The organism is Chloroflexota bacterium, from assembly GCA_040902225.1.
Classification (GTDB): domain Bacteria; phylum Chloroflexota; class Limnocylindria; order QHBO01; family QHBO01; genus CF-167.
The window spans coordinates 587,737-611,331 of sequence record JBBDXT010000004.1 but is presented as its reverse complement, the minus strand read 5'-3'; the positions used below and the strand labels follow the sequence as shown (position 1 = coordinate 611,331).

Below are 23,595 nucleotides of genomic sequence, written 5' to 3'. Positions count from 1 at the left end.
AGCCTCACCCTCCGACAGTTCGTCGAGTCTCTACGCCGATGGACACCCGAGATGCGGCAGGTGGCGCAGATCGCACTGACGCGCTCGGAGACCGAGCGGCAGCAGTATCTCCAGGCCTTCCACGCGCGCCATCACGACCGCCAGCCAGCGGCGATCGACTCGTTCGTGCGCTGGGCGTACTCGGACCCTCGGCTCGACCACGTCCCCGCGCTGCTCGCCGAGATCGAGCGGAGCGAGGTCGAGTACGAGGGCGCCCTCGATCACGAGGCCGATGTGCTGGTACGCACGCGCGCTCACGGCAAGACCCCGGCACAGCGGGTGCGCGATTACCTCGCTCTGCTCGGGATGGAGGGCAGCGAACCGGTGCAGGCGGCGATCGTCAGCCTGCTGCCGCCGGGCACCTCCGACGCCGCCGTGGTGGCAACCGTGCGCCAGATGCGGCGACGCTGGTTGGAGCTGTTCGGCGACGATCCCTTCTTCGCCGAGGAATGAAGGCGGGCAGTGACGCAACCCGCATACGGGGTTCTCGATTACGCTCTCCGTGAATGACCACTGATGGACCAGCGAACGACCTGCTCGCCACCTGGACGGACGTCGCGCGATGAGGACCGCCATCGCCCTGCTCCTGCTCGCGGCGGTCATCGTTGGCTGTGTGGAGCAGGCTCACCTGCCCGACGACTGCGACGCGAGCGCGGTGCAGCGCGAGACCTCACTGAGCGGCGAGCGGCTCGACCCGGAATCGATCGACGTCTGCAAGGGCCAGGAAGTGACGATCGAGATCGCCTCCGAGCGCGGCGGAGAGCTTCACCTCCATGGCTACGACGACGAGGTCACGGTCGAGGCGGGGGGCACGGCGACCTTTACCTTCACCGCCAACCGGGCTGGCCAATTCGTGATCGAGCTGCACTCTGCCGATGATTCGGAGGTCGAGGTCGGACTGCTCACCGTCCATGAGGGGTAGGCGACTCGCCAGCGCGCCACTGATCGCCGCCGCGCTCTTGGCGCTGGCCCCACTCCCGGTGGCGGCGCACGCGCTCGGCGGAGTCTTCACGCTCCCGGTCCCCCTTGGCCTGTACCTGACCGCGGCGGGGGCAACCGTCGCCCTCTCCTTCGTGGTGGCAGTTCTGGTCGTGCGTCCCGCTGGGCGGGTGGCGGCATACCCAACCCGCCCATTGAGCCCGGCCTTGGCGAGCAGGTCGCTGGTCGCGTTGCAAGTGGTCGGGCTGGCCTGGTGGTTCGGCACGATCGCGCTCGGCCTCGTGGTGGATCCGATCTCTCCGTTCCCGGCGGTTCTCTTCTGGATCGGGATGTGGGTGGGGCTGCCCATCATCGGCGTGCTGATCGGCAATCCCTGGCCCGCCATGAGCCCGTTCCGCACGCTGTTCACGGGCCTGGAGCGGTTGTCCAGGCTGATCGGCTTCGACCACCTGGACGCCGGACTGGGCTACCCCGCCGCCCTGGGTCGCTGGCCGGCGGTCTTCCTTCTCAGCTTCGCCATCTGGGCGGAGCTCATCCTCCCGGATCGCACAGCGCCAACCACGATCGCGGTCCTGCTCGGTGGATATACCGTCCTCACGCTGCTGGGTATGGTCCTCTTCGGCCGCGTCGCCTGGCTGCACAACGCGGAGCTGTTTGAGCTGTACCTGGGTTGGTTCGGCCGCGTCGGGCCGATCGGGCGGCGCGTGGTAGTACCACAGACCTGCGAGGGATGCTCCGAGGAATGTGATCCCGCTCACTGTGTGGACTGCACAGAGTGCGCTGTCGCCGCCGAGCCCGGAGAGCGCCGTCCGGAGCTGCGCCCATGGTTTGCGGGGCTGACCGAGGTAGGCAGGGCGGGTTGGTCAGAGGCGGCCTTCATCGTGCTGGTCCTCTCGGCGGTGACCTACGACGGCCTGCAGGAGACGGCGCCGTTCGGATCGGCCATGAACCTGCTGTTTACCTCCCTGCTTCCGGTGATCGGGGCGCTGAACACCGTGCTGGCGGTGCAGACGATCCTCCTGCTGGTCGTCTGGCTCGCATTCCTGGGAATCTTCATCCTGGCCTCGTGGGTGACCCTTCGCATGCATGACGCCGACCGGCAACCGTCAGCGCTCGGAAGCGTCGTCGGCGCCTATGCGGCCACGCTGCTGCCGATCGCCGGTGGCTATCTGATCGCCCACTACCTGACTCTGGTCATCCAGGGCGCGGTCTGGATTCCAATCCTCATCTCCGATCCCCTCTCGACGGTCGCGCCGCCGCTCGACTGGTTGCCGATCAGCGCGGTCTGGTACCTGTCCGTTGGCGCCATCGTGCTGGGGCATGTCGCCGCGGTGGTGCTCGCACATCGCCGCGCCCTGCAAGATTCGGCACGCCGCCCGATCCTGGCCGGGCTGCCCCTGGTCCTGCTCATGATCGGCTACACCGTGCTGAGCCTCTGGATCATCGCCCAGCCGATCACCCTGGAGCCGGGGGCCAACCCGGCTGCCTTCCTGGTCCGCTGATGGAAGTCAGCCTGGCCCTCGCCTTCGTCGCCGGCATCCTGAGCTTCGTCTCTCCGTGCGTGCTTGCGCTCGTCCCGGTCTACCTCGCATTCCTCGGCGAAACGGCGACGGTCGCCGGATCCGGCTCGGCGGCGCACACCTGGCGCGGCCCGGTATTCGGCCAGGCGCTCCTGTTCGTCGCCGGCTTCAGCATCCTCTTCGTCCTGCTCGGCACCTCGGTCGGCCTGTTCGGAAGCGTCCTTTTCCGGATCGAGGGGGTCCGCGAACTGGCCGGGGTGGCGGTGATCGGGATCGGGCTGGTCACGACGGGCATCTTCGGTCCCGTGCTGGACCGCTTCATGCGCGTGGGCGTACGTGCCGACATCCTCCCCGCCGCCCGTTCGGCGCGGGCCCTCGCGCTGGGTGCACTGGTAGGCATCGGCTGGACGCCCTGCATCGGCCCCGTTCTCGGTGTCATCCTGACGATGGGCGCCTCGAGCCAGGACGCCTGGGTGGCGGCCTTGCTGCTGGTCGCCTATTCGGCCGGTCTGGCGGTCCCGTTCCTTGCCGCGGCGGTGGCATTGCCTCGCATGCGGCCGCTGCTCAACGCCCTCCGACGCCACAGTCGCTGGGTACAGGTCGCCTCCGGCCTCTTCATCATGGCGATGGGGGTGCTGATCCTGACCAATGCCTTCGCCCGCATGGCGGGGCTGTTCACCTTCATCTGACGAGGTAGACCGATGCATCCCGCGCTGTGGCTCGCCATCGCGATCGGCTCCGAGATCATCGCCACGGTCTCGCTCAAGCTGTCGGACGGATTCACCAGGCCGATTCCGGTGGTGGTGGTGGTTGCCGGCTATGCGCTCAGCTTCTACGCGCTGTCGATGAGCCTGCGAACCATCCCCCTGGGTGTGGTCTACGCGATCTGGTCCGGTGTCGGGACGGCCGCGATCGTGGTGATCGGCTTCTTCCTGTTCCGCGAGACGCTCGACACAGTGAAGGTGGTCGGCATCGGCCTGATCATCACCGGGGTCGTGATGCTGAACGGAGTGGGTACCGCGACCGCCCAGTAGGACGCGGTACCCACCCCGAATATGGGAGCCTGCTCAGCTGCCGGTCGGCAGGATGCTCTCCACGACGCTCTGCAGCGGCGCACTGCTATCCGCCGGCGTTCCCCCGCCTCCGCCGTTGAGCAGGAACCACCAGATGAGGAAAGCGACGACGATCACTCCCAGGATCAGGCCGACGATCATGCCGGCCCCCATTCCGTCCGAGTTGCTGCCCGGGACGTTCACATTGGTCTGACTCATGGGCTCTATCTCCTCCAACAAACGGGCGAGCCATGGCGACCCACCCGAGACTGTCCGATGGTGCGGTGGAGAACGTTGCAGGCGCGTATCACGCGTGGAGTCGCTCATGCCGCGGGGGAAACAGTCGGTGATGGCGCCCCCGGAGGGAATCGAGGGCTCACTAAGTAAAGCCGACCCCCTCGATTGGTACGCCAGCCCGTCACCGTAGGAAGACCACGGCGGAGCCGCCGGACGCGGGCAGCGTGGCGAGGCGCCTGCGTGTTGCGGGTGTCGGAGCCGCATGCCTGGTCGAACGGTCGCGACTCACGCCCCCGCGGCGGTTAGGTCAGATGCAGATGGGCCCCCCGTCATCGGTCGCTGGGACCAAGGGATGAGCAACCCCATCCACCGTCAGCGTAGCTGAGTCGGCAGAAACCAGCCGGAGGGTTCCCTCCACGAAGATCGAATCGGCGGATCCGTTCTCCGTGAAACTCCACTCCGTCCCCCCGAACCCGACCTGCTGGACGTTCGCGTATCCGCAGTGGAGAGACAGGTAGACGTCGTAGTCCACCCCGATCTCGGGCGACTCGATCATGGGCGTGAACGACCGCGTGTTCGACTCGGGTGAGGCAGGCGGCCCGGGGGTTGGGGAGACAGGCCCCACAAACGGTGTCGACGCCTCGGGCGAGGTGGACGCCCCAGGCGCGCCAGCCAAGCGACAACCGACCAGAAGAAGAGCCACCAGGAACAGCGATAAGTGCTTCATCGGCGGAGGGTAGCAAATCGTGTGGGGCCGCTCCGGTCCGCCCGTTCTTCGGCTCGGCCTTACTTGGAAGCGCCCCCGGAGGGAATCGAACCCCCGACGCAGGCCTTAGGACGGCCTCGCTCTATCCGCTGAGCTACGGGGGCGGCGCCTCGGAGATCCTATCATCGGGCCATGGCAGGACCGTTGCGGGTGACCCTCTACGAGCGCGACGGTTGCCACCTTTGCGACGAGTCCCGCGTCCTGCTCGACGAGATGCTGGGAAGCGAAGGGTATGCACGGATCGACATCGAGGCCGATGACGCACTCGTGCTGCGCTACGGCTTCCGCGTCCCGGTCATCGGCGTTGACGGGATCGACCGCCTCGAAGCGCCGATCACCGCTCCTGACCTCCATGCGCTCCTTGCGGAGCTGGGTGCCTGATCGGTGGGCTTTCTACGGGCGCGCCGAGGTTCCCTGCTATGGGTGATCGCGATCGGCTTCGTGGCCGTCACTCTCGCCGTCCTCGCGGCGATTCCCCTGCTGCGAGACGACGATGCCGGGACGCAGGGGACGCTCGTCGGCCGCCCTGCTCCGTCGATCTCGGCTGACGACCTCGATGGCCGCCACTGGACGCTCGCCGAGGGAGCGGGCCGCATCACCTGGGTCAACTTCTGGGCCACGAACTGCGAGCCGTGCCGCACCGAGATGCCGGCCATGCAGCGCCTCGCCGATGCCTACGGCGACCGGCTGCTGGTCCTGGGCGTGGACTGGGGAGAGTCAAGCGCCTCAGTGGCTGACTTCGTTGAGCGCTACGCCATCGACTACCCCATCCTGCTCGACCCGAGCCTCGACAACTTCTACCGCTGGTCGCCGCGGGCCGGCCTGCCGCGGCACTACTTCGTCGACGGTGACGGGACGGTGGTGCGCGAGGTGATCGGGCCGTTGGCTCCGGCGCGCATGCTGGAGATGATCGAGGAGCTGCTGGGACCCGCCTAGCGCACGTACAGGGCGCCGTTCATCGCGGGATGGATCGTGCAATCGAAGTAGTACTCGCCCGCGGCCAGCACCTCGACCGGATAGTCGATCGTCTTGTTCGGCCCGCTGATCGTGTCGCCGACAATGACTGCGGCCGCTTTGGAGCGGTCCGCGTAGATCGCCACGTTGTGCACGTCCGACTCATCGTTCGTGAAGCGGATCATGAACGCGACGCCGGCTGGGGCGACCATGCAGGGGGCGCTGAAGCGGAGCTGATCGGCGGAGATCGCGATCACGCCGTCGGCATCGGCCCGAGCACAGGCCGCAGGTGGCTCGGCTCCGGAGGGGAGCGGCGTCCATTCGGTGGAGCCCGAGCCGCAACCCGCCAACGTCAGGGCCAGAGAAAGGAGGATGCTGACACGGGTCTTCACGAAGGTTCACTCCTGACCTGGAATCCCCTGGCGGTCGCCTCGATCTGGATTGGCAGCTCACCGGGGTCATGGGTGAAGTAGCACCACCAGCCCTCCGCGGCGGCGCGCGTCACGAGCTCGTTTCGAACCTCGATCGCCTGGATCGGGTAGTCATCGAAGGCGCTCGTCCAGCGTACCGGGATCTGCCAGCGGGTGGGGATCAGATCGCCCCAGAAGATCGCATGCTCACCGAGATCCTCCTCGCGTCCCTCGCTGCGGACTCCCAACAGCACCGCCTGCGAGCCGCGGGTGTGGCCGCCGGTCGGCAGCACGCTCACGCCGGAGACAAGCTCCACCTCGCCGGACACCTCCGCCAGCTGGCCGGCCGCGCGCACGAGGTCGAGCTGGTCGCGCTCCATGATCCCCGCCAGGCGCAGCTCGTCGCCGTGGGCCGCCTCCGACTCGTCGCGCTGCACCACATACCGCGCTTCGGGGAAGTTCGGGTGACCGTCGACGTCGACCATGCCGCCGGCGTGGTCGTAGTGCAGGTGGCTGACCACCACGAAGTCGATGCTCGCCGGATCGACGTTCACGGCCCGCAGGGCTGCCGCCGGATCGCCCCCTTCGACCCCCTTGATGTCGCGGTCCTTGTCGGTCATGCGGACGCCGGTGCCGGTCTCGATCAGGACGCGCTTGCCGCCCGCCTCCACCAGCAGCAGGTTGAGCCGGCACAGGATCCGGCCACGCTCATCCGCCTCGACCATTCGTGACCAGAGCGGTCGCGGGACGACGCCAAAGAAACCGCCGGCATCGGGCCGAAACCAGCCCGCGCGCAGGACGCGAACGCGGACGTCGCCGGCGTAGATGCGTGCCTGGCGGGCAGGCGTGATGGCGAAGAGTGGCTCGGTTACGTCGAACTCCGGATATCAGCCGGGCTCAGCGCTTGATGCGGCCTCGCTCGAAGTCCCGATGGTACAGGCTGGCCGTCGGGTCCCGCTGTCCGCGGTACTTGCTCCCGATGCTCGCGTCGCCGTAACCGACCTCGGCCGGGCTCGAGAGGCGCTGGAAGCTGATCTGGCCGATCTTCATCCCGTCATACAGGGTGATCGGAAGGTTGGCCACGTTCGAGAGCTCGAGGGTCAGGTTCCCCTCCCAGCCGGGGTCGACGTAGCCGGCCGTGGAGTGAATGAGGAGGCCCAGCCGCCCTAAACTCGACTTCCCCTCTAATCGGGCGACGAGGTCGTTCGGCAGCGCGACCCGCTCGAGGGTTGACCCCAGCACGAACTCGCCGGGGTGCAGGATGAATGGGTCATCGCCACCGATCTCGACCAGCTCCGTCAGCTCGGGCTGATCGGCTCGCACGTCGATGAACGGGTAGCGGCTGTTGCGGAAGACGCGAAAGCGTCGGTCGAGGTGCAGGTCAACGCTCGACGGCTGCACGGCCTCGGAGATGAACGGATCGATCACGATCCGGCCGGCGGCGATCTCGGCCCGGATGTCTCGGTCGGAGAGGACCACTAGCCGTCCGCGGGCGTGCGCTGCTTCATCAGCCGGTCGACCTCGCGCTTGAGGGTCGAGATGTCCTCGTAGCTGTGATAGACCGATGCAAAGCGGATGTATGCGAGCTGGTCGATGTCGCGCAGCGCCTCGGTCGCCAGGCGACCGATCTCCTTGCTGGTGACCTCGGGCTCGCCGCGCGCGCGGAGGCCGCTCTCGATGTCGTCGACCGCCTGCTCCACCCGCGCGAGGGTCACCGGACGCTTCTCAAGCGCCCGCATCAGCCCCGCCTGGAGCTTGCCCCGGTCGAATTCCTGGCGGCTCCCCTCGCGCTTGAGGACGGTGAGGCGGGCCCCTTCGGGCCGCTCGTAGGTGGTGAACCGATACGAGCACTGCTCGCATTCCCGCCGGCGGCGGATCGTGCTTCCCCCTTCGAGGTCGCGCGAGTCGATGACCCGCGTGCCCGACTCGTTGCAGCGTGGACAGAGCATGCAGGCTCCCCGTGCGGACTACACCAGTGGTGGTACCGGCAGGGAGCATACCACAACATGTGCCCTGATCTGCCCGTTTCCGCGGGCGATTCTGACCTAGCGGGCGCGGCCGAGGCGTGCCGCGACGGTGGCCTCGGCCGGCATCCCCGGCTCCCAGGTCAGCAGCGTGGCAACGACCTCCTGCATCCGAAGGCGAGCATGGAGGATGTTCAGATGGCCGCGCTTCCAATAGATGAGCGGCTCCTCATCGTCGAGTCGCCGGTAGGGCAGCCGGGTGATCCCGCAGCCGCGCTCCGCGGTGACGATCCCGCGCAACGCGCGCTCCAGGCTCCCCTCGTATTCGGCGTGAAGCCCATGCAGCTCCATGGGCGCAAGCATCTCGCGCAGGGATTCGGCGGCGAGGTCGAGCTTCTCCTCGCCGGCCTGCAGGTCGACCACGGCCTCGTCAGGATCGGCATCGCGGCGGCGCAACGCGTCGACCAGGTCACCGAGCGTGGTCAGCTCCAGGTCGATCATGGTGGTCAGCTCGGCGAGGTCGCGCCGATATGCCTGCAGCTCCCGGCCGTGCACGCGCTTTGGCCGGCGTCTGCCGAGCAGTCCCATGGTGGTCAGCGTCCCTTTCGGCGCCGAATCTCGGCGGTGAGCTTCGGGACGATGGTGAACAGGTCTCCCACCACGAACAGGTCGGCGAATTCGCCGATCGGCGCGTCGGGATCCTTGTTGATGGCCAGCACGTTCTCGGCGGTCTGCATCCCAACCCGATGCTGGATCGCGCCACTGATCCCACACCCGACGTACAGCGCCGGCTTGACGACCTTGCCGGTCTGCCCGATCTGGAGCTGGTACGGGACCCAGCCCGCGTCGGCCGCGGCACGGCTGGCGCCGACCGCACCACCCAGCGCAGCCGCCAGCTCGTGCAGCGGCGCGAAGCCGTCGGCGCTGCCGACACCGCGTCCCCCGGCCACGATGACGCTCGCCTCCTCGAGGTTGGCGACCGCGGCCTCGGCGGGGTGTGACTCGACGATGCGCGCCGCGCCGAGCGGCCCCGCCTCGGACGCTGCGGCGGGCTCGACCTTCGCTGCGCCGCTTCCGCCTTCGCGCGGCGTGAAGGTGCTCGGCAGGACGAGCACGATCGCCGGTTGGCCGGCGTCGTCGGTCGGCTCGCTGACGGTGATAACCGTCCCCTGAAGGGTGGCCTGCTCGGTCCGCACGCGGCCCGCCTCGATGCGCACCGCGCGAACCGGCCCGAATGCCGGGAGCGCCACCAGGCCCACCAGGGCGGCTGCCAAGTCGCGGCCGTTTGGTGTCGCAGGCGCAAGGAGAAGAAGCGGGTTGAGATCACGAACGACGGCAGCGGCCGCAGCGGCGTGCGTGATGGCGGGCGATGGCTCATCGCCCAGGACGAGGACGCGGGACGCCCCGGCGGCGCCGAGCGCCCCTGCATCGGCCGCACCGGGACCGTAGGCGAGGGCCACCGCCGCGCCCTTGCTCCCTTCCGCCAGGTCTGCAGCGCCCGCAGCCAGCTCGAGCGCCGCGTGCGTCGGCGAGCCTCCGCTGAATTCGGCGAGAAAGGCGACGTCATTGCTCATCAGATGAGCTTCCTGGCGGCGAGCCAATCTGCGATCCGTGTCACGGCCTCGTCGGCGCTCACGTCCTCGACGCGCTCGGTCGGCGACTTGGCCTCCGGCTTGCGCGCCTCCACCACCCGGGTCAGCGCCGCACCGTGGAGCTCATCGGGCGAGAGGCCGATGTCGGCGAGGCCCCAGGTCTCCATCGGCTTGCGCTTGGCGGCCATGATCCCCTTCAGGGATGCGTAGCGCGGCTCGCCGACCTGGTCGGTCACGCTGGCGACCACGGGAAGTGGCGCCTCGACGATGTCGAACCCGTCAGCCGTCAGGCGACGGACGCGAGCGGACGAGCCTTCGATGCGCAGCTCCGAGCCATAGGAGAGGAGCGGCATACCGCGAAGGGCAGCCACCGCGCCGGGGACGAGTGAGCCCCGTGCGTCATCGGACGCCATCCCCATGAGGGCCACGTCCGGAGCCAGCTTGTCGAGCGCGGCTGCCAGGACCCGTGCGGTTGCCCATGCATCGGCCCCGGCGAGGACCGGATCGGTGACCAGGGTGGCGTCGTCGCCGCCCATGGCCAGCGCACGGCGCAGGGCCTCGGCAGCCTGCTCGGGGCCCATCGACAGGAAGCCGACCGACTCGACCGCGCCGGACTCCTGCAGTCGCAGCGCCTGCTCGATGGCGTACTCGTCCAGCGGATTGATCACCGCCTCTGCGGCGGCTCGGTCCAGCCGCAAGTCGGCGGTGTAGCGCTTCTCGGCGGTGGTCGCGGGCACCTGCTTGATGCAGACCACGATCTTCAGGCTGATGGTCCGAACTCCCCTACTACCCGGATGGCCGGGGCACGCCCGCCCGTCGCAGGAGCTGGCGCGCCACGATCATTCGCTGAACCTGCTGTGTTCCCTCGTACAGCTGAGTGATCTTTGCGTCGCGCATCATGCGTTCGACAGGGTACTCGCTCACATAGCCATAACCGCCCAGGACCTGCACCGCATCGGTGGTCACGCGCATGGCCATATCGCCCGCGATCAGCTTTGCGGAGCTCGTCCAATACGCCAGGTCGGGGGCATTCGCGTCCACCGCGGCCGCGGCGGCATAGGTCAGCTGCCTGGCCGCCTCGACGCCGCTGGCCATGTCGGCGAGCATGAACTGAATTCCCTGCAGGTCGGCGATCCGTGCGCCGAACTGCTCGCGCTGTGCCGCGTAGCCAACCGCGAAATCGAGCGCGCCCTGGGCGATGCCGACCGCCTGGGCCGCGATTGATAGGCGCGATCGGTCGAGGGTGGCCATCGCCACTGCGAACCCCTCTCCCTCTGCCCCGAGCCGGTTGCCGACCGGGACCCGGACGTCGTCGAGGTGCAGCTCGGCGGTGGGTGAGCCCCGGATCCCCATCTTGTGCTCGAGGCGCGGCGCTGAGAAGCCCGGGCTGTCGGTCTCGACGATGAAGGCGCTCAGCCCGTTGCGCCCGCCGGCCTCGGGATCGGTCACGGCAAAGATGGTGACCAGGTTGGCGATCGAGCCATGGGTGATGAAGCGCTTGCTGCCGTTGAGCAGGTAGTCGTCGCCGTCGAGCCGCGCACGCATCCGAATGCCGGCAACATCGCTCCCCGCGCCGGCCTCGGTCAGGCCGAACGCAGCCAGCCACTCCCCGCTGGCCAGGCGCGGGAAGTAGCGCGCCTGCTGCTCCTCGGTGCCGGCAACCATAATCGGCAGGGAGCCCAATTTCTGCACCAGGACGATGAGGCTGGTGGTGGCATCCGCCCGCGCGATCTCCTCGACCACGATGGCCTGCGAGATGTTGTCGAGCTCCGTCCCCCCGAATCGCGCCGGAAAGGAGATGCCCAGCAGGTCCTGCTTGGCGAGCAGCTCCTTGAGGTCCCACGGAAACTCCGACGTGGCGTCGATCTCGGCGGCGCGCGGCGCCACGCGTTTGTCAGCGAGCTCGCGCACCACGGCGCGCAGCTCATCGTGATCAGCGGTGGGGCGGTAGGTCACGCGGGTCCTTTCACCGGACGGGTGTGCGGAGACAGCGTCAGCAGGATACCGAATCAGGGCCGTCGGGCCCGTATCCGGCGGGCACGAATTGACCGGCTGCTTAGGTGATCGGTCCCTGGACCTCCACCTGGTCGCCGCTGATCCGAGCGCGATAGGCGACCTGGCGGGTGGCGGCGGGACCGTGCCGCACTGCGCCGTCACTGATGCGGAACGCGGATGCGTGCCAGGGGCAGACGATCGTGTACCCAGCCAGCGTGCCCTGCGAGAGCGGCCCGCCCGCGTGCGAGCAGGTCTCCTTGAGGGCGAAGACGAGGTCGCCGCGCCGCACCACGACGAGCGCGGTGGGGCCGAGCATCGCCTTGGTAAGGGTCGCCTCGGCGAGGTCCGCCGCGGGCAGGATGGGGGTGAATTCCTTCGCCTTCTTGCCTCCCGAGAAGGCATTGTGGTTGACCATGTAACCGTACTTGAAAACGACGTGGCCGCCGATGAAGGCGCCGACGCTGAGCACCCCGAAACCCGCCACGATCAGCCAGCCGGCGATCGCGTCCGCTTCGCCCAGCAGCGCCACGAACCCGCCAGTCAGGACCGCGGTCGCGGTGATGTTGATCAGGCCGTGGAGGCCCACCACGTGGCGCTCGTCCCCGGTGGCGGTGTCCTTGAAGTCGGTCAGCCCCGTGACGATCGCCGACAGGCCCGTCAACCAGGTGAGCCCCAGGACCCAGAGGATCGCGACCCGCATGTCGCCCACGCCGAGCCAGCTCAGCACCTGGAGCAGGACCAACGCCGTCCAGCCGCCCACCACCACGTCGACCAGCACCGGGTGCAGCGAGTGGCCGAGCCAGGATCCGTTCAGGAAGTCCTGGAGCAGCTTCCCGGTGCGTCCGAGGCGGCGGTAGATGGCGTCTATCACCCCCGCGGTGCCGTTCCACAGACGCGCCCAGGGCCTCGCCCATCGCTCAAGCATCCCGATGCTCCCTACGCGAGCCGATACGCCTCACGACTCGTCAGCCGGCCACCTCGATCGCCCATTCGCGGAAGACCGCCAGGTAGCGGTCGATCTCGTCGTCGGTGTGCTGCACCGAGAGCGTCCACTGGTCGTCGGGGGCGGGCGGGATGAGGATGCCGCGGTTGGCGAGGAACCAGAACGAGGATGCCCACAGCTCGTCATCCAGGCCGATGAAGTCGCGATAGCCGGTGACCCGCTGCGGCGCGAACATCACGATCCCCTTCGGCCCGACGTTGATGGCGTAGCCCGGCAGCCCGTACGTGTCGACGATCTCCTGGCTTCCGGCCGTCAACCGATCGCCCATCGCCTGCAGGCGTGGGTAGACATCGGGCGTCAGCACCTTGGTCAGCACCGCCAGTGCCGCCGCCATCACCAGCGGCGAGCCGTTCATCGTGCCCATGTGGGCGACCCGGGAGGTGCCGCCGAACGACGAGTGCGCCAGCTCGGTCTCGATCAGCGGCGCCTTGGCACCACCCTCGATCACGCGCATCACCTCCTCGCGGCCGCCGAAGGCACCGATCGGCGTCCCGCCGCCGATGCTCTTGGCCAGGCAGAAGAGGTCAGGCAGGACGTTGAAATACTCCGTCGCGCCGCCGTATGCGATCACGACCCCGGTCTTCACCTCGTCGAAGATGAGAACGCTGCCGTGGGCGGTCGCCAGCTCCCGCAGCCGCTCCAGGAAGCCCGGCTCGGGCGGCACGACACCGATATTGAACTGGACCGCCTCGACGATGATCGCGGCGATCTCCCCGCGGTGGCGCTCCAGGATGCTCTCCACGATCTCGGGCTGGTTGAATGGCGCGACGACCGTCTCCGCGATCCGGCTGCGTGGGATCCCGGCGCTGGTCGGGACGCTGTTGGGGGCATCCACGTCGCCGATCATGTCGCGCGGCGGCTGGATGCTGATCAGAACATCGTCGTGGTGGCCGTGATAGCCGCCCTCGAACTTGATGATCTTCTCGCGACCGGTGAATCCGCGCGCCACCCGGATGGCGTCCATGGTCGCCTCGGTGCCCGAGTTACTGAAGCGGACCAGGTCGGCGCGGAAGCGTCGCTTCAGCTCTTCGGCAACCAGCACCTGCTCCTCGATCGGGAAGGTGAAGGCGGTGCCGATCGCCGCTCGTCGCTGGATCGCCTCCACGAAGGCGGGATGCGAGTGGCCAGCCGCGAGCACGCCAAGGGCCATGTCGAAGTCGAGGTACTCGTTTCCATCGGCGTCCCACATGCGTGAGCCGTGGCCCTCGGTGATGAAGAGCGGATACGGGTCGTAGGTCTGGAACGAGCTGGCGACACCGAGCGGCATCGACTCGAGCGCACGCTTGTGGAGCTCGGCGCTGCGCGGCGTGCGCGCGCGATACGCTGCCTCCTCGCGCTCCACGATCGCCTTGACCCGGGCGCGATCTACCTCTCGGCGTTCGACGACGGCCACCTGTCCCTCCCTTCTGAGCCTCCGATGCTAGCCGATTGGCGGCCGGGCCGGGCCGCCCGCGGCGGTGCCTACGGCCAGATCCTGCGGAATCCGCGGCTCAACGACTGATCGCGAACCTCCAGCGACCAGGCGTCGGTCGCGTCCGCGAGCAGCTCCGCGACGTCGCGGACCGCGACATCAGCGCGGTCAAGGTCAGTCACGCCGTCGCGGAGCATGACCAGGCAGAAGGGACAGGCGGTGGCGATCGCCGACGGCGAGGTTGCCAGCGCCTGCTCGGTGCGGCGATGGTTGATCCGCTGGCCCTCACGCTCCTCCATCCACATCCGCGCGCCGCCGGCGCCGCAGCACAGCCCCTTGCGATGATGCTGCTCCATCTCGACCACCGACTGGCCGGGGACCGCCTCCACCACGCGCCGACCCTCGTCGTATACCTCGTTGTAGCGGCCCAGGTAGCACGCGTCGTGATAGGCGACCACCGCCTCGTTGCTGCGATCGGGCCGGAGCCTGCCATCGGCGATCAGGGTGTCCAGCAGCTGGGTGTGGTGAACGACCTCCACGCCAGACAGGCCGAACTGCGGGTACTCATTCCGGATCGTGTTGAAGCAGTGGGGGCAGCTGGCCACGATGGTTCGGACGCTGTGCTCGTCGTGGGCCATCGTCAGCGTGGCGACGTTCTCCTCGGCCAGCATCTGGAACAGGTATTCGTTGCCGGCCCGGCGCGCCGGGTCACCAGTGCACGTCTCGCGTGGCCCGAGCACGGCGAACGGGACATCGGCCTGTTTGAGGAGGGCGGCCATCGCTCGCACCACCTTGCGGTTTCGATCGTCGAAGGCACCGGCACAGCCGACCCAGTACAGGACCCCGCGATGGGCGGCGGCACCGGCCTCCGGCGAGCTGGCGTCCGCCCCGAGCACCGGCACGTCCATCCCCTTCGCCCAGTCGAGTCGAGCGCTGGGCGGCTGTCCCCACGGGTTGCCGGCAGTCTCCATGTTTCGGAACGCAGCGTTCAGCTCCTTGGGGAAGCGGCTCTCCTCCAGCACTAGGTTGCGCCTGATCTCGACGATGCTGTCGACGTGCTCGATCAGGACCGGGCAGCCCTCCACGCACCAGCCGCAGGTGGTGCACTGCCAGACCGCCTCCTCCGGAATGGCGTGGTCGACCAGGGGCAGCGCAAGCGCGTCAACTGCTCGCTCGCGAGCCAGGCTCAGCGCGCTCTCGGACGCCTCCACTCCCCCGGATGCGCCGCCCTTCGCCGCGCGCTGCGCACCGGCCGCCGCCGCCAGGGCGGTCTCGGCGGCAACGATCTGGTCGCGCAGGCCCTCCATGAAGTGCTTGGGGGAGAGCGTCTTCCCGGTCATCGAGGCCGGGCAGAACTCCATGCAGCGGCCGCACTCGGTGCACGACAGCCCGTCGAGCAGGTGCCGCCAGGTGAGGTCTTTCAGGCCCTTGGCGCCGAACACCAGCTCCTCGCCCGGCGCCGGTTCGGCCTCCAGGTCCATCTTGCGTAGGGCACCGCGCGGCTCGAGGTTGCGCAGGTAGACATTCGGCTCACTGGTCACGATGTGCAGGTGCTTGCTGTACGGCAGGTACGTGCCGAAGGCCATCACAAAGCCGATGTGCAGCCAGGCGAAGATGCCGAAGCCGGTCGCGGCGGCATCGGGCCCGATCGGCTCGAGGGCCAGGGAGACCGGGCCAGCCAGGATCGCCGCCACGCGCGCCGGATCGTCCGGTTGGGCCACGAAGCGCAGGGCGTCGCCGGCCACCTCGCTGACGACGACCCCCAGGATCATGGCCAGGATGATGAAGGCGTCCCGGCTCAGGGCCAGGCGGGCGGGCCGCTGCACCACCCGCCGCCAGGTGGCATACACCAGGGCGCCCAGCACCAGGCCGATGAACAGGTTGGCGATGGCGACCGCGGCCATCCAGCCGATGCCGCCGAGCGGCCAGCGCAGGATCGTCTCCACCAGCCCGTTGGTGAAGTAGTTCCCGGTCGTCACCAGCAGGACCAGGAATCCCCAGAAGATGAAGGCGTGCATCAGCCCCGGGCCCAGCTCGTTGAGGAGCCGCCGCTGGGCGATGACGTAGACGATCACGCCCCAGATTCGGCGCAGGGGCTGGTCGAGTCGGTCAATCGGCCGCCCGGCGCGCAGCACGGCCAGGTGGCGGCCGGCGCGGCGCCAGAAGAGCGCGATGGCGACGGTGGCCGGCAGCACGATCAGGGGGTAGAACGGGATCCCGACCTCCATGCCGGCCATGCTACCCGGCTACCCGGCTCCCCCGGCGTCATGCCCGCGCGGACTAGCAATGACCAGTGAGGTGTCGAGGCAGGTCATTCGGATGCCGCGGGCGGCATATTTCGACACGAGCCGAGGGAAATGCGGTCGTTCCTGGTCCCTATCGGCATTCGGCCCAAGCCGCGCTAGTGATCTCCCCCGGCGAGCTGCTCGAGCGCATGCCGCAGGACCGGCATGACCGCCTGCAGCGACTCGATCGCGCCCCGCGGCGACCCTGGAAGGTTGACGATCAGCGTCGTCCCGCGGGCCCCGACCACGCCCCGCGACAGCGAGGCCATCGGTGTGGATGCGATGCCGGCGGCACGCATCAGCTCGGCCAGGCCGGGGATCTCGCGGTCCACGACGCGGAGCGTTGCAGAAGGGGTGCGGTCACCCGGCGTCAGCCCGGTGCCCCCGCTGGTGACGATCAGCCGCGCCCCGGCATCGGCCAGTCGGGCCAGCGTCGAGGCGATCAGGTCCTCGTCGTCCGCGAGCAGGATCGGCTCGGGCGCAACGTCGAAGCCCGCCTCGCGCAGCGCGGAGACGATCGCCGGGCCGGATTCGTCCGTGCGCTCCCCCGCCGCGGCGCGGGTCGAGCAGGTGATGACCTTGGCCTGGTGCTCAGCGGTGGCCGCGATTGGGGCAGCGTCGTCCAATTCCCTCGACCACGCCCCGCTCCGACCGCCCTCCTTGGCGATCAGCTCGATGTGCTCGATCACGATGTCGCGCTGCAACGCCTTGGCCATGTCGTACAGCGTCAGCGCCGCCACGCTCACCGCGGTCAGCGCCTCCATCTCGACACCGGTGCGTGCGGTGGCGCGTGCCTCGGCCCGGACGGTGACGACTCCGGCATCGCGCTCGGCAGTCAGCTCCACGTCGACCCGGTCGAGCGCGATCGGGTGACACAGCGGAATCAGCTGCGAGGTGCGCTTGGCCGCAGCTATCCCGGCCAGCCGGGCGACGACGAAGGCATCCCCCTTCGGGCCGCCGGCATCCAGCAGCGTGCCCAGCACCTCCGGCCGCATCCGCACGCTGGCCGTCGCGACCGCGCGGCGGGCGGTGACCGGCTTGCCCCCGACGTCGACCATCCGTGGCGCGCCGCCCGGGCCCAGGTGAGATGGATTCACGAGACTCCTCGCAGCAGGACGGCATCGTAGCGAGCGCCGGCCTCTCCCGCCGCCTCCCCCTCCGGGACCACCAGCAGGGCATCCGCAGCGGCGAGCGAGCGAAGCTGCGCCGACCCCTGCCCGCCGGCCGGGCTGGCCAGCCAGCCATCAGTGTCCGGTCGAAGGACGACACGCAGGTACGCCCGGCGCTCACGGTCCTTGGGCACGGTCGCGTCGAGACGCGCGGTGACGTGCAGCCGTCCGTCGCCGGGCAGTCCGAGCATTCCGCGCAGCAGGATCCGCACGAAGAGCTCGAACGTCACGAGTGCGCTCACGGGGTTGCCCGGCAGGCCGATCACCGGTCGATCCCCGATCGACCCGAAGGCGAGTGGCTTCCCGGGCTGGACCGCGATCCGCCAGAAGGCCAGATGGCCGAGTCGCTCGATCCCGGCCCGGACATGGTCGTGGCGGCCCACGCTGACGCCGCCGCTGACGACCAGCAGGTCCGCGCCCGCTGCTCCCTCCTGGAGCGCCGCCTCGATCGCTCCGCGCTCGTCGACGACGCGGGGCAGGATGATCGGCTCACCGCCTGCCTCGACCACGGCGGCGGCCAGCGACACGGTATTGGCATCGTGGATCTGGCCGGGGCCGAGTGTCCCCCCGGGCGCCACGAGCTCGTCGCCGGTGGAGAGGATGGCGACCAGTGGACGCCGCCGGACGGCGATCTGCCCCATCCCCAGCGAAGCCAGGACCCCGATCGTCGCCGGGGAGAGCGGCTCGAGTGCGAGCTCCACGTGCTCGCCGCGGCGCGTGTCGTGCCCGCGGGCGCGCACGTAGGTGCCTGCCTCCATCATCGGCAGGCGGACGCGATCCTCGCCGACCATCTCCGCCTCTTCCAGGGGGACGACCGCATCGGCGCCCGGCGGGATCGGCGCGCCGGTCATGATCCGGACGGTCGTGCCCGGCTGCAGCGCCGGCAGCGAGCTCGCCCCGGCTGCGACCTCGCCGGCAAGCGCCAACTCACCCGGGGCATCGGCGACGTGCAGGGCGAAGCCGTCCATCGACGAGTTTGCGAAGGGCGGCACGTCAACCGCGGCGGTGACGCTCGCTACGGCCGGCACGCGACCGAGGGCCTCGCGGAGCGGGATCGACTCCGGCTCGGTCAATCGGACGCGGGACAGGATCCGGGTGCGCGCCTCCTCGACGGAGAGCATCGGGTCAGACACCCAGGCGCATCCGTGCCTCGATCAGTCGCAGGATGCCCGCCCGGGTCAGCAGCCCGACCACGGTGCGACCCTCATCGGTGACCACCGGCAGCTGGTTCACCTCCCGCTCCTGGAGCAGCTTGAGGGCTGCCTCCAGCTCGGCGTCGGGGCCGATGGTAGCTAGGTCGGCGTAGCGGGTCATGATGTCGGTCACCCTGGCCGCCTCCCAGTTCTCGCGGGGCATGCGGCGCACGTCCGAGAGGGTGACGATGCCGGCCAGTCCCCCATCGTCATGACGCACCAGGAACGACCGATGCTCGCCACGGATGAGACGCTCGTTGACGAGGTCGGCGACCGATTCGTTGGGCGCGATCGAGGGAGGATCGCTCTCCATCACCTCGCGAACCTTGATCCCGCGCAGCGCATGCTCGACGCTCACCTGGGCGATGGTCGATTCGGCCGCGTTCGAGAGGAACCAGCCGATCAACGCGAACCAGACGCCGGTGAACAGCACGTCTCCCCCCTGGAAGATCAAGAACACCCCGCCCGCGATGAGCAGGTATCCGAACAGGCGCCCGACACCGGCGGCGTTGCGCGTCGCGGCGCTTCGGTCGCCGCGCAGCTTCCAGAGGATCGCGCGCAGGATCCGCCCGCCGTCCATCGGGAAGCCGGGGATCAGGTTGAAGATGCCGAGCGTGACGTTGATGAAGCCGAGCCATCCCACGATCGCCCCCAGCTGCGGCTGGCGAATCGCCAGGCCGATGGCGAACAGGATGGCGCCGATGGCCAGGCTCGTCAATGGGCCGGCCGCCGCGATCAGCGCCTCATCGCGCGGCCGCTTCGTCTCTCCCTCAAGGCTCGCCGCGCCACCGAAGATGAAGAGTGTGATGTCCTTGACCTTGAGACCGAAACGGCGCGCCACCAGGGCGTGACTCAGCTCGTGGGCAAGCACCGACCCGAAGAAAAGGAGGGAGATCACCGCGCCGACGACCCAGTACAGCACTCCGTCCCAATTCGGGTATACGGCCGGCAGCTGGCCCTCCGCGATGGTGTAGGTCAACAGCAGGGCGATCACGAACCACGAGGGGTGCAGGCCAATCTGGACGCCAAAGATACGGCCGATGCGAATCGACGGGCCCATGCGCGCGAGTGTAGCCGAGCCTCAGCGCCGGGCCGAGCCTGACCTCATCCCACCACGAGCCAGCCAGGCAGCCAGCCCAGATCCGAGCACGATCGCGAGACCGGCCAGCAGCGATGTCTCGAACCAGAAGGGCTCCGGAAAGAGGCGAATCAGGTTCGACTCGGGGCCGAACTGCCACGTCCCCTCGCGGAAGAAGAGCGCGTGGAAGGCCGCAAAGGCCGTGTCAAAGGCGACAGCGAAGAAGAGCCCAAGCGCCAGTGCGACGGCGCCGACGGCAAGCGCCGCCCTGAGGAGGAGCCGGCCGCGGCGCGCCGGCTCGCCGCGCAGCCACCATGCGGTGATCACGAGGACGAAGATCGCTGCGACCTCGAGGCCGGCCAGGATTCGGACCATGGCCCCCACATCGGACATGTGGCTGCGCTCGGAGTTATCCAGGATCGGGGCGTCTCCATCCAGGCTCGCGGCGAAGTCTCCGTCCACGAACAGGTCGCGCAGCATGGCCACCGTCACCCGGTCGACGTTGGCCTGATCCGTGCCAAGCGACTGGGGAACGCCGTGGCGCGCCTGCTCGGCGCTGACCAGCCACGGGTTGAAGAGGAGGAGCGGCCCGGTCAGCACGATCGCCAGCGCGGCCGCCAGGACGAAAGCGAAGCCGATCCCCCCTGAGGCCCTGCTCGTCAGAGGGCCCTGGTGGGCATCCGGGCGGCGCCGATCACCATCGACAGGATCCAGCCCACGATCGCGACCACGATGGCCCCAAGGAAGGCGGCTCCGAAGTCAGCGACGTGGAATCCAAGGGTCAGCTGGTCGCTGATGGCGCTGGTGACCAGCAGCATCGCCGCGTTGATGACCAGCAGGAAGATGCCCAGCGTGATGACGCTGATCGGGAGGGTCAGGATGCGGAGGATCGGGCGGACATAGGTGTTCAGCAGGCTGAAGGCGAGCGCCACCAGCAGCAGCTTCCACCACTCGCCGACGAATTCGATCCCACCCACCACGAAGACGGCCGCGTACAGCGCCCCCGCGTTGATGAGGATCTGGAGGACTCGGTCCATGCTCATGGCCGCTAGCCTAGCCGATGCGAGCCGGATCAGGCGGCCAGCAGACGCCCACGCACCCAGGCTCCGCGGACCATGGACGGATGCGCCCGGAAGATGAGCCGGCTGAGCATCTCGTCCGGTAGTTCCTCGTCACGAGCGCCAACGCCCTCGAGCGGGAGCGTCACCGAGGGGTCGACCACGATCAGGTCCGCTTCCTTTCCCACCTCGACGGAGCCGATGCGGTCCTCGAGGCCGAGCGCCTCGGCGCCACTCAGGGTTCCGAGGCGGAGCCAGTCGCCAGGGCTCAGCGCTGCCGCGTCGCTCAGACCGGCGGCCCGCAGGGCGTTCTGGGTGTATGCCCCGGCGCGCATCACGCTGAAGAGGGACGCATCGGGTCCCGCTGCGACGTCGGAGCCCAGTCCGACGCGGACGCCGCCGGCGAGATAGCGTGCCAGCGGCATCGCGCCGCTGGCCAGGAACAGGTTCGAGCTGGGGCAATGGGCGATCACGGCGCCGCTTTCGGCCAGCCGAGCCACCTCTCGATCGGACAGGTGGATCCCGTGCGCCAGAATCGCGCGGGGCGTGAGTCCGCCGGCCCGGTCGTAGACATCGGTGTAGTCGGTGGCCTCGGAAAAGAGCCGTCCCACCTCCGCGATCTCCTGGCGGTCCTCCGCGAGATGGGTCTGCCAGTAGGCGCCGGCCTCGCTGGCGGCCAGGGCGGAGCGACGCAGCATCTCGGCCGAGCAGCTGACCGCGAAGCGAGGCGTGAAGGCGTACATCAGCCGCCCATCGTCACGCCCATGCCACTTCGCGCACAGCTCGGTGGACTGCCGCATCGACAGCTCGAGCACCTCGGACGGATCCCGATCGGTGTCGTAGCTGAGCCGATCCATCATCACCTTGCCGATCACCGCCCGGATGCCGTGCGCCTCAGCAGCGTCGAAGCAGGCGTCCAGGCTCTCGACCCACAGGGCCCCGTAGGCGACCACGGTGGTGGTGCCGGCCCGCGCGAAGGCGCGAAAGGCAGCGGGTGCGATCAGCTCAGCCGTCGGGACGTCGAAGTCGCGTTCGAGCGGGAAGATGTATCGCTCGAGCCAGGTCAGGAGGTCCAGCCCGGCACCGACTCCCGCGTTGGGCAGCTGCGGGAGATGGGCATGCAGGTCGATCAGGCCGGGCAGCAGGACCCATGGCCGCAGGTCCAGCGCCGACCCAGCGTCCGCATCGTCATGCCAGCGCTCGACCTTCGCGAGCCGTCCCCCGCCATCCACCTCGATCCTGGCATCGGGCTCGTAGCGCAGGCCACCACTGGCCAGCGTCGTCAGCAGTCGAGCGCGGAGGGAGTAGGGCGGACCGGAGGGCAGGGCGAGCGCTGGATCCACCGCGGGATGCTACATCGGCCCCGATCCACGAAAGTGGCGTGCCACGAGGATCGTGGCCAGGCCAACGGTGAGCGCAACCGAGTTGGGGATCACGATCGCCAGGTTGGGCAGCGACAGCCCATAGGCGATCCACAGCCCAAAGCCGATCTCGATCACCCACAGGTAGCCGAGCGAGACGTCGGCTGAGGAGCGCGTCTCGAGCATGCGGCGGATCTGCAGCAGGGGCGAAACCGCCATCAGGACGCCGTAGGTGGCGGCAGTAATGCCGAGTGCGTCTGTCATCGGGTCCAGCCATCCTACGCGACCGCGCTGGGCGGTCGCTGAGCACAAATCGGCGATCCACGGTAGACTGGAGGCACTCTCCCCCCTTGGGAGTCTCCCGCGTGGTCGTCAGGTTCCTTCTCGAGCCGGCCGTGCGTCGTCGGCTCACTTCGAGAAGAGAACGAGGTCCACATGACCGCAGGTACCATCAAGAAGGTCGTCTCCGACCGCGGCTTCGGCTTTATTGCGGCCGATGACGGCAAGGAGTACTTCTTCCACCGTGACGGGCTCGATCGCTCCCTTGAGTTCGATCGTCTCGTCGGTGGCGAGAAGGTCAACTTCGAGGTCGAGTCCAGCCCGCGCGGTCCCCGCGCCGGCAAGGTCTCTGCCGCCTAGCACCGATCCCCACCGGGGCGCGCGAGCGTCTCGGTAGCGATTCGCAAACGCCCGGCCCGCATGGGCCGGGCGTCTTGCTGTCCGGACGATTGGCGTGCGTTCGGCGTCTTGCCCCAGGCGCCGTACCACTTTGCCGAACCACTTGCCAAGCCACCGTTCACGATGAAGTCGGGAGCGACCTCGGTATCCTTCGCGAATTCGACGATGATGTTGGCCGCCTCGATGAACGGGGAGGACCGGAATCGGGTGCGGTCGAGAAGCACCAGACCCTTGCGGTTGTCGACCCGGACCGGGCTCGCGGTTCGCCGCCGGGCCTGCCGTCGCCGATGTCGACGCCCTGGTGCGGTGTCGGGTGGTCGTCGTCGATCTGCTCGAACTTCGCGGTCACGCGAAACATGCCGACGATGAACGGCGAGCCGGGTGGACGAATTCGGCCCGCGACTGGGTTGCCGAATGAGATGCTGAGCATTCCCCTCTATCTCCTCCCGCCCGAAGGATAAGGCGGCTCGCGAGCGCATACTTCACCGATGCGCGTGCCCCCCTGGCAGCAAGGAGTTCTCAAATGTCGTTGATTTCTGAGCAGGGCTTCAACATCAAGCGCGGCAAGGAGGAAGCGTTCCAGAAATGGATCACCGATAACGACGCTGCCCTCAAGAAGAGCGTACCTCCCGGGATTGAGTATCTCGGCACCTACGTCGTGTCCATGTCCTCGGAGAAGCACGCCGGCGAGTACCGCGTGCTCTTGCGGCTCGACTCGTTTGCCACCTTCGATGCCATGCACGAAGGAGCCCGCGACGAGAAGAGCGAATGGGGCCGATTGAACCGGGAAGTGACCAAGTTTATGGATCTCCCCATCGGCGCTGAATTCAGCTACTCGGTCTATCGTCCCCTGATTGACGCCGTCATGTGGGACGTGAGCTAGGGCCGCTC

General features: G+C 68.7%; 30 protein-coding genes and 1 tRNA gene. 9 read left to right on the top strand and 22 right to left on the bottom strand.

Translation table 11 applies throughout. The features are described from left to right. Nucleotides 1-60 precede the first annotated feature (60 nt). The 5 genes from WEB29_05355 (at nt 61) to WEB29_05335 (ending at nt 3,532) form a co-directional block, all read left to right on the top strand. Complete coding sequence (locus WEB29_05355) at nt 61-492, top strand: hypothetical protein (protein MEX2136376.1); 432 nt, start codon at nt 61-63, stop codon at nt 490-492. A 109-nt stretch (nt 493-601) separates the two neighbouring features. After that, nucleotides 602-961, top strand: coding sequence for a hypothetical protein (locus WEB29_05350; GenBank protein MEX2136375.1), 360 nt, complete (start codon nt 602-604; stop codon nt 959-961). After that, nucleotides 951-2,480, top strand: a complete 1,530-nt coding sequence (locus WEB29_05345; protein MEX2136374.1) for a hypothetical protein — start codon at nt 951-953, stop codon at nt 2,478-2,480. The genes WEB29_05350 and WEB29_05345 overlap by 11 nt, the downstream gene beginning before the upstream one ends. Further along, nucleotides 2,480-3,187, top strand: a complete 708-nt coding sequence (locus WEB29_05340; protein MEX2136373.1) for a cytochrome c biogenesis protein CcdA — start codon at nt 2,480-2,482, stop codon at nt 3,185-3,187. The genes WEB29_05345 and WEB29_05340 overlap by 1 nt, the downstream gene beginning before the upstream one ends. Before the next feature lie 12 nt (nt 3,188-3,199). Continuing rightward, entirely contained in the window at nt 3,200-3,532 is a 333-nt protein-coding gene (locus WEB29_05335) for a multidrug efflux SMR transporter (protein MEX2136372.1), read from the top strand. A 33-nt stretch (nt 3,533-3,565) separates the two neighbouring features. Here WEB29_05335 and WEB29_05330 read toward each other — a convergent pair whose 3' ends face one another. From WEB29_05330 to WEB29_05320, 3 genes are all read right to left on the bottom strand, one after another. Next, nucleotides 3,566-3,769 (bottom strand): hypothetical protein, encoded by a 204-nt coding sequence (locus WEB29_05330; protein MEX2136371.1) that lies wholly within the window; start codon nt 3,767-3,769, stop codon nt 3,566-3,568. Nucleotides 3,770-4,094: 325 nt separating this feature from the next. After that, nucleotides 4,095-4,514, bottom strand: a complete 420-nt coding sequence (locus WEB29_05325; GenBank protein ID MEX2136370.1) for a hypothetical protein — start codon at nt 4,512-4,514, stop codon at nt 4,095-4,097. Nucleotides 4,515-4,584: 70 nt separating this feature from the next. Beyond that, nucleotides 4,585-4,657, bottom strand: a tRNA-Arg gene (locus WEB29_05320). Between the two features lie 28 nt (nt 4,658-4,685). Between WEB29_05320 and WEB29_05315 the strand changes: the two genes are divergently transcribed. Then, nucleotides 4,686-4,934 carry a glutaredoxin family protein gene (locus WEB29_05315; protein ID MEX2136369.1) on the top strand — a complete coding sequence of 83 codons (249 nt, stop codon included), beginning with the start codon at nt 4,686-4,688 and terminating at the stop codon, nt 4,932-4,934. Nucleotides 4,935-4,976: 42 nt separating this feature from the next. Next, nucleotides 4,977-5,489 carry a TlpA disulfide reductase family protein gene (locus tag WEB29_05310; GenBank protein MEX2136368.1) on the top strand — a complete coding sequence of 171 codons (513 nt, stop codon included), beginning with the start codon at nt 4,977-4,979 and terminating at the stop codon, nt 5,487-5,489. Here WEB29_05310 and WEB29_05305 read toward each other — a convergent pair. The 18 genes from WEB29_05305 to WEB29_05220 form a co-directional block, all read right to left on the bottom strand. Beyond that, nucleotides 5,486-5,899 carry a cupredoxin domain-containing protein gene (locus WEB29_05305; protein ID MEX2136367.1) on the bottom strand — a complete coding sequence of 138 codons (414 nt, stop codon included), beginning with the start codon at nt 5,897-5,899 and terminating at the stop codon, nt 5,486-5,488. The two genes, WEB29_05310 and WEB29_05305, sit on opposite strands and share 4 nt — an antisense overlap. Beyond that, on the bottom strand, nt 5,896-6,642 hold the full coding sequence (locus tag WEB29_05300) for an MBL fold metallo-hydrolase (protein ID MEX2136366.1): 747 nt from the start codon (nt 6,640-6,642) through the stop codon (nt 5,896-5,898). Before WEB29_05300 ends, WEB29_05305 begins: the two co-directional genes overlap by 4 nt. A gap of 172 nt (nt 6,643-6,814) precedes the next feature. Further along, nucleotides 6,815-7,396, bottom strand: a complete 582-nt coding sequence (gene dcd, locus WEB29_05295; GenBank protein MEX2136365.1) for a dCTP deaminase — start codon at nt 7,394-7,396, stop codon at nt 6,815-6,817. Then, a complete protein-coding gene (gene nrdR, locus WEB29_05290; GenBank protein ID MEX2136364.1) occupies nt 7,396-7,866 on the bottom strand; it encodes a transcriptional regulator NrdR in 471 nt (156 codons plus the stop codon). Before nrdR ends, dcd begins: the two co-directional genes overlap by 1 nt. 96 nt (nt 7,867-7,962) lie before the next feature. Then, nucleotides 7,963-8,469: a hypothetical protein gene (locus WEB29_05285; GenBank protein MEX2136363.1), complete on the bottom strand. Its 507-nt coding sequence runs from the start codon at nt 8,467-8,469 to the stop codon at nt 7,963-7,965. A 5-nt stretch (nt 8,470-8,474) separates the two neighbouring features. Further along, the gene (locus WEB29_05280) at nt 8,475-9,455 is read right to left on the bottom strand and encodes an electron transfer flavoprotein subunit alpha/FixB family protein (protein MEX2136362.1); all 981 of its coding nucleotides are present in this window, start codon (nt 9,453-9,455) and stop codon (nt 8,475-8,477) included. Beyond that, complete coding sequence (locus WEB29_05275; protein MEX2136361.1) at nt 9,455-10,228, bottom strand: electron transfer flavoprotein subunit beta/FixA family protein; 774 nt, start codon at nt 10,226-10,228, stop codon at nt 9,455-9,457. The genes WEB29_05280 and WEB29_05275 overlap by 1 nt, the downstream gene beginning before the upstream one ends. A gap of 31 nt (nt 10,229-10,259) precedes the next feature. Then, nucleotides 10,260-11,429, bottom strand: coding sequence for an acyl-CoA dehydrogenase family protein (locus WEB29_05270; GenBank protein MEX2136360.1), 1,170 nt, complete (start codon nt 11,427-11,429; stop codon nt 10,260-10,262). A 100-nt stretch (nt 11,430-11,529) separates the two neighbouring features. Further along, a complete protein-coding gene (locus WEB29_05265) occupies nt 11,530-12,393 on the bottom strand; it encodes a Rieske (2Fe-2S) protein (protein ID MEX2136359.1) in 864 nt (287 codons plus the stop codon). A 40-nt stretch (nt 12,394-12,433) separates the two neighbouring features. Next, entirely contained in the window at nt 12,434-13,864 is a 1,431-nt protein-coding gene (locus WEB29_05260; protein MEX2136358.1) for an aspartate aminotransferase family protein, read from the bottom strand. Nucleotides 13,865-13,932: 68 nt separating this feature from the next. Continuing rightward, complete coding sequence (locus WEB29_05255; GenBank protein ID MEX2136357.1) at nt 13,933-16,110, bottom strand: (Fe-S)-binding protein; 2,178 nt, start codon at nt 16,108-16,110, stop codon at nt 13,933-13,935. 173 nt (nt 16,111-16,283) lie between these two features. Beyond that, complete coding sequence (gene moaCB / locus WEB29_05250) at nt 16,284-17,264, bottom strand: bifunctional molybdenum cofactor biosynthesis protein MoaC/MoaB (protein MEX2136356.1); 981 nt, start codon at nt 17,262-17,264, stop codon at nt 16,284-16,286. Further along, nucleotides 17,261-18,469, bottom strand: coding sequence for a gephyrin-like molybdotransferase Glp (glp, locus tag WEB29_05245; GenBank protein ID MEX2136355.1), 1,209 nt, complete (start codon nt 18,467-18,469; stop codon nt 17,261-17,263). Before glp ends, moaCB begins: the two co-directional genes overlap by 4 nt. Then, nucleotides 18,462-19,589, bottom strand: a complete 1,128-nt coding sequence (locus WEB29_05240) for a site-2 protease family protein (GenBank protein ID MEX2136354.1) — start codon at nt 19,587-19,589, stop codon at nt 18,462-18,464. The genes glp and WEB29_05240 overlap by 8 nt, the downstream gene beginning before the upstream one ends. Before the next feature lie 21 nt (nt 19,590-19,610). Next, on the bottom strand, nt 19,611-20,228 hold the full coding sequence (locus tag WEB29_05235; protein MEX2136353.1) for a DUF1461 domain-containing protein: 618 nt from the start codon (nt 20,226-20,228) through the stop codon (nt 19,611-19,613). Nucleotides 20,229-20,266: 38 nt separating this feature from the next. Continuing rightward, nucleotides 20,267-20,650, bottom strand: a complete 384-nt coding sequence (locus WEB29_05230; protein ID MEX2136352.1) for a phage holin family protein — start codon at nt 20,648-20,650, stop codon at nt 20,267-20,269. Nucleotides 20,651-20,679: 29 nt separating this feature from the next. Further along, on the bottom strand, nt 20,680-22,008 hold the full coding sequence (locus WEB29_05225) for an amidohydrolase family protein (protein MEX2136351.1): 1,329 nt from the start codon (nt 22,006-22,008) through the stop codon (nt 20,680-20,682). 9 nt (nt 22,009-22,017) lie between these two features. Then, on the bottom strand, nt 22,018-22,290 hold the full coding sequence (locus WEB29_05220; GenBank protein ID MEX2136350.1) for a SemiSWEET family transporter: 273 nt from the start codon (nt 22,288-22,290) through the stop codon (nt 22,018-22,020). A 171-nt stretch (nt 22,291-22,461) separates the two neighbouring features. On the opposite strand from WEB29_05220, the gene WEB29_05215 reads away from it, so the two are divergent. Beyond that, complete coding sequence (locus WEB29_05215) at nt 22,462-22,665, top strand: cold shock domain-containing protein (protein MEX2136349.1); 204 nt, start codon at nt 22,462-22,464, stop codon at nt 22,663-22,665. On the opposite strand, the gene WEB29_05210 is transcribed toward WEB29_05215, so the two are convergent. Next, nucleotides 22,662-22,928 (bottom strand): hypothetical protein, encoded by a 267-nt coding sequence (locus WEB29_05210; protein MEX2136348.1) that lies wholly within the window; start codon nt 22,926-22,928, stop codon nt 22,662-22,664. The genes WEB29_05215 and WEB29_05210 overlap by 4 nt on opposite strands. A 299-nt stretch (nt 22,929-23,227) precedes the next feature. On the opposite strand from WEB29_05210, the gene WEB29_05205 reads away from it, so the two are divergent. Next, nucleotides 23,228-23,587 carry a hypothetical protein gene (locus tag WEB29_05205; protein ID MEX2136347.1) on the top strand — a complete coding sequence of 120 codons (360 nt, stop codon included), beginning with the start codon at nt 23,228-23,230 and terminating at the stop codon, nt 23,585-23,587. The last annotated feature ends 8 nt before the right edge of the window (nt 23,588-23,595 follow it).

Bases quoted from the DNA above. Each gene is read 5' to 3' on its own strand.
- WEB29_05350 (MEX2136375.1), top strand. From the start codon at position 602: ATGAGGACCGCCATCGCCCTGCTCCTGCTCGCGGCGGTCATCGTTGGC.
- WEB29_05345 (MEX2136374.1), top strand. From the start codon at position 951: ATGAGGGGTAGGCGACTCGCCAGCGCGCCACTGATCGCCGCCGCGCTC.
- WEB29_05340 (MEX2136373.1), top strand. From the start codon at position 2,480: ATGGAAGTCAGCCTGGCCCTCGCCTTCGTCGCCGGCATCCTGAGCTTC.
- WEB29_05335 (MEX2136372.1), top strand. From the start codon at position 3,200: ATGCATCCCGCGCTGTGGCTCGCCATCGCGATCGGCTCCGAGATCATC.
- WEB29_05330 (MEX2136371.1), bottom strand. From the start codon at position 3,769: ATGAGTCAGACCAATGTGAACGTCCCGGGCAGCAACTCGGACGGAATG.
- WEB29_05325 (MEX2136370.1), bottom strand. From the start codon at position 4,514: ATGAAGCACTTATCGCTGTTCCTGGTGGCTCTTCTTCTGGTCGGTTGT.
- WEB29_05315 (MEX2136369.1), top strand. From the start codon at position 4,686: ATGGCAGGACCGTTGCGGGTGACCCTCTACGAGCGCGACGGTTGCCAC.
- WEB29_05300 (MEX2136366.1), bottom strand. From the start codon at position 6,642: ATGGTCGAGGCGGATGAGCGTGGCCGGATCCTGTGCCGGCTCAACCTG.
- nrdR (MEX2136364.1), bottom strand. From the start codon at position 7,866: ATGCTCTGTCCACGCTGCAACGAGTCGGGCACGCGGGTCATCGACTCG.
- WEB29_05285 (MEX2136363.1), bottom strand. From the start codon at position 8,469: ATGGGACTGCTCGGCAGACGCCGGCCAAAGCGCGTGCACGGCCGGGAG.
- WEB29_05280 (MEX2136362.1), bottom strand. From the start codon at position 9,455: ATGAGCAATGACGTCGCCTTTCTCGCCGAATTCAGCGGAGGCTCGCCG.
- WEB29_05265 (MEX2136359.1), bottom strand. From the start codon at position 12,393: ATGCTTGAGCGATGGGCGAGGCCCTGGGCGCGTCTGTGGAACGGCACC.
- WEB29_05255 (MEX2136357.1), bottom strand. From the start codon at position 16,110: ATGGAGGTCGGGATCCCGTTCTACCCCCTGATCGTGCTGCCGGCCACC.
- WEB29_05240 (MEX2136354.1), bottom strand. From the start codon at position 19,589: ATGGGCCCGTCGATTCGCATCGGCCGTATCTTTGGCGTCCAGATTGGC.
- WEB29_05230 (MEX2136352.1), bottom strand. From the start codon at position 20,650: ATGAGCATGGACCGAGTCCTCCAGATCCTCATCAACGCGGGGGCGCTG.
- WEB29_05220 (MEX2136350.1), bottom strand. From the start codon at position 22,290: ATGACAGACGCACTCGGCATTACTGCCGCCACCTACGGCGTCCTGATG.
- WEB29_05215 (MEX2136349.1), top strand. From the start codon at position 22,462: ATGACCGCAGGTACCATCAAGAAGGTCGTCTCCGACCGCGGCTTCGGC.
- WEB29_05205 (MEX2136347.1), top strand. From the start codon at position 23,228: ATGTCGTTGATTTCTGAGCAGGGCTTCAACATCAAGCGCGGCAAGGAG.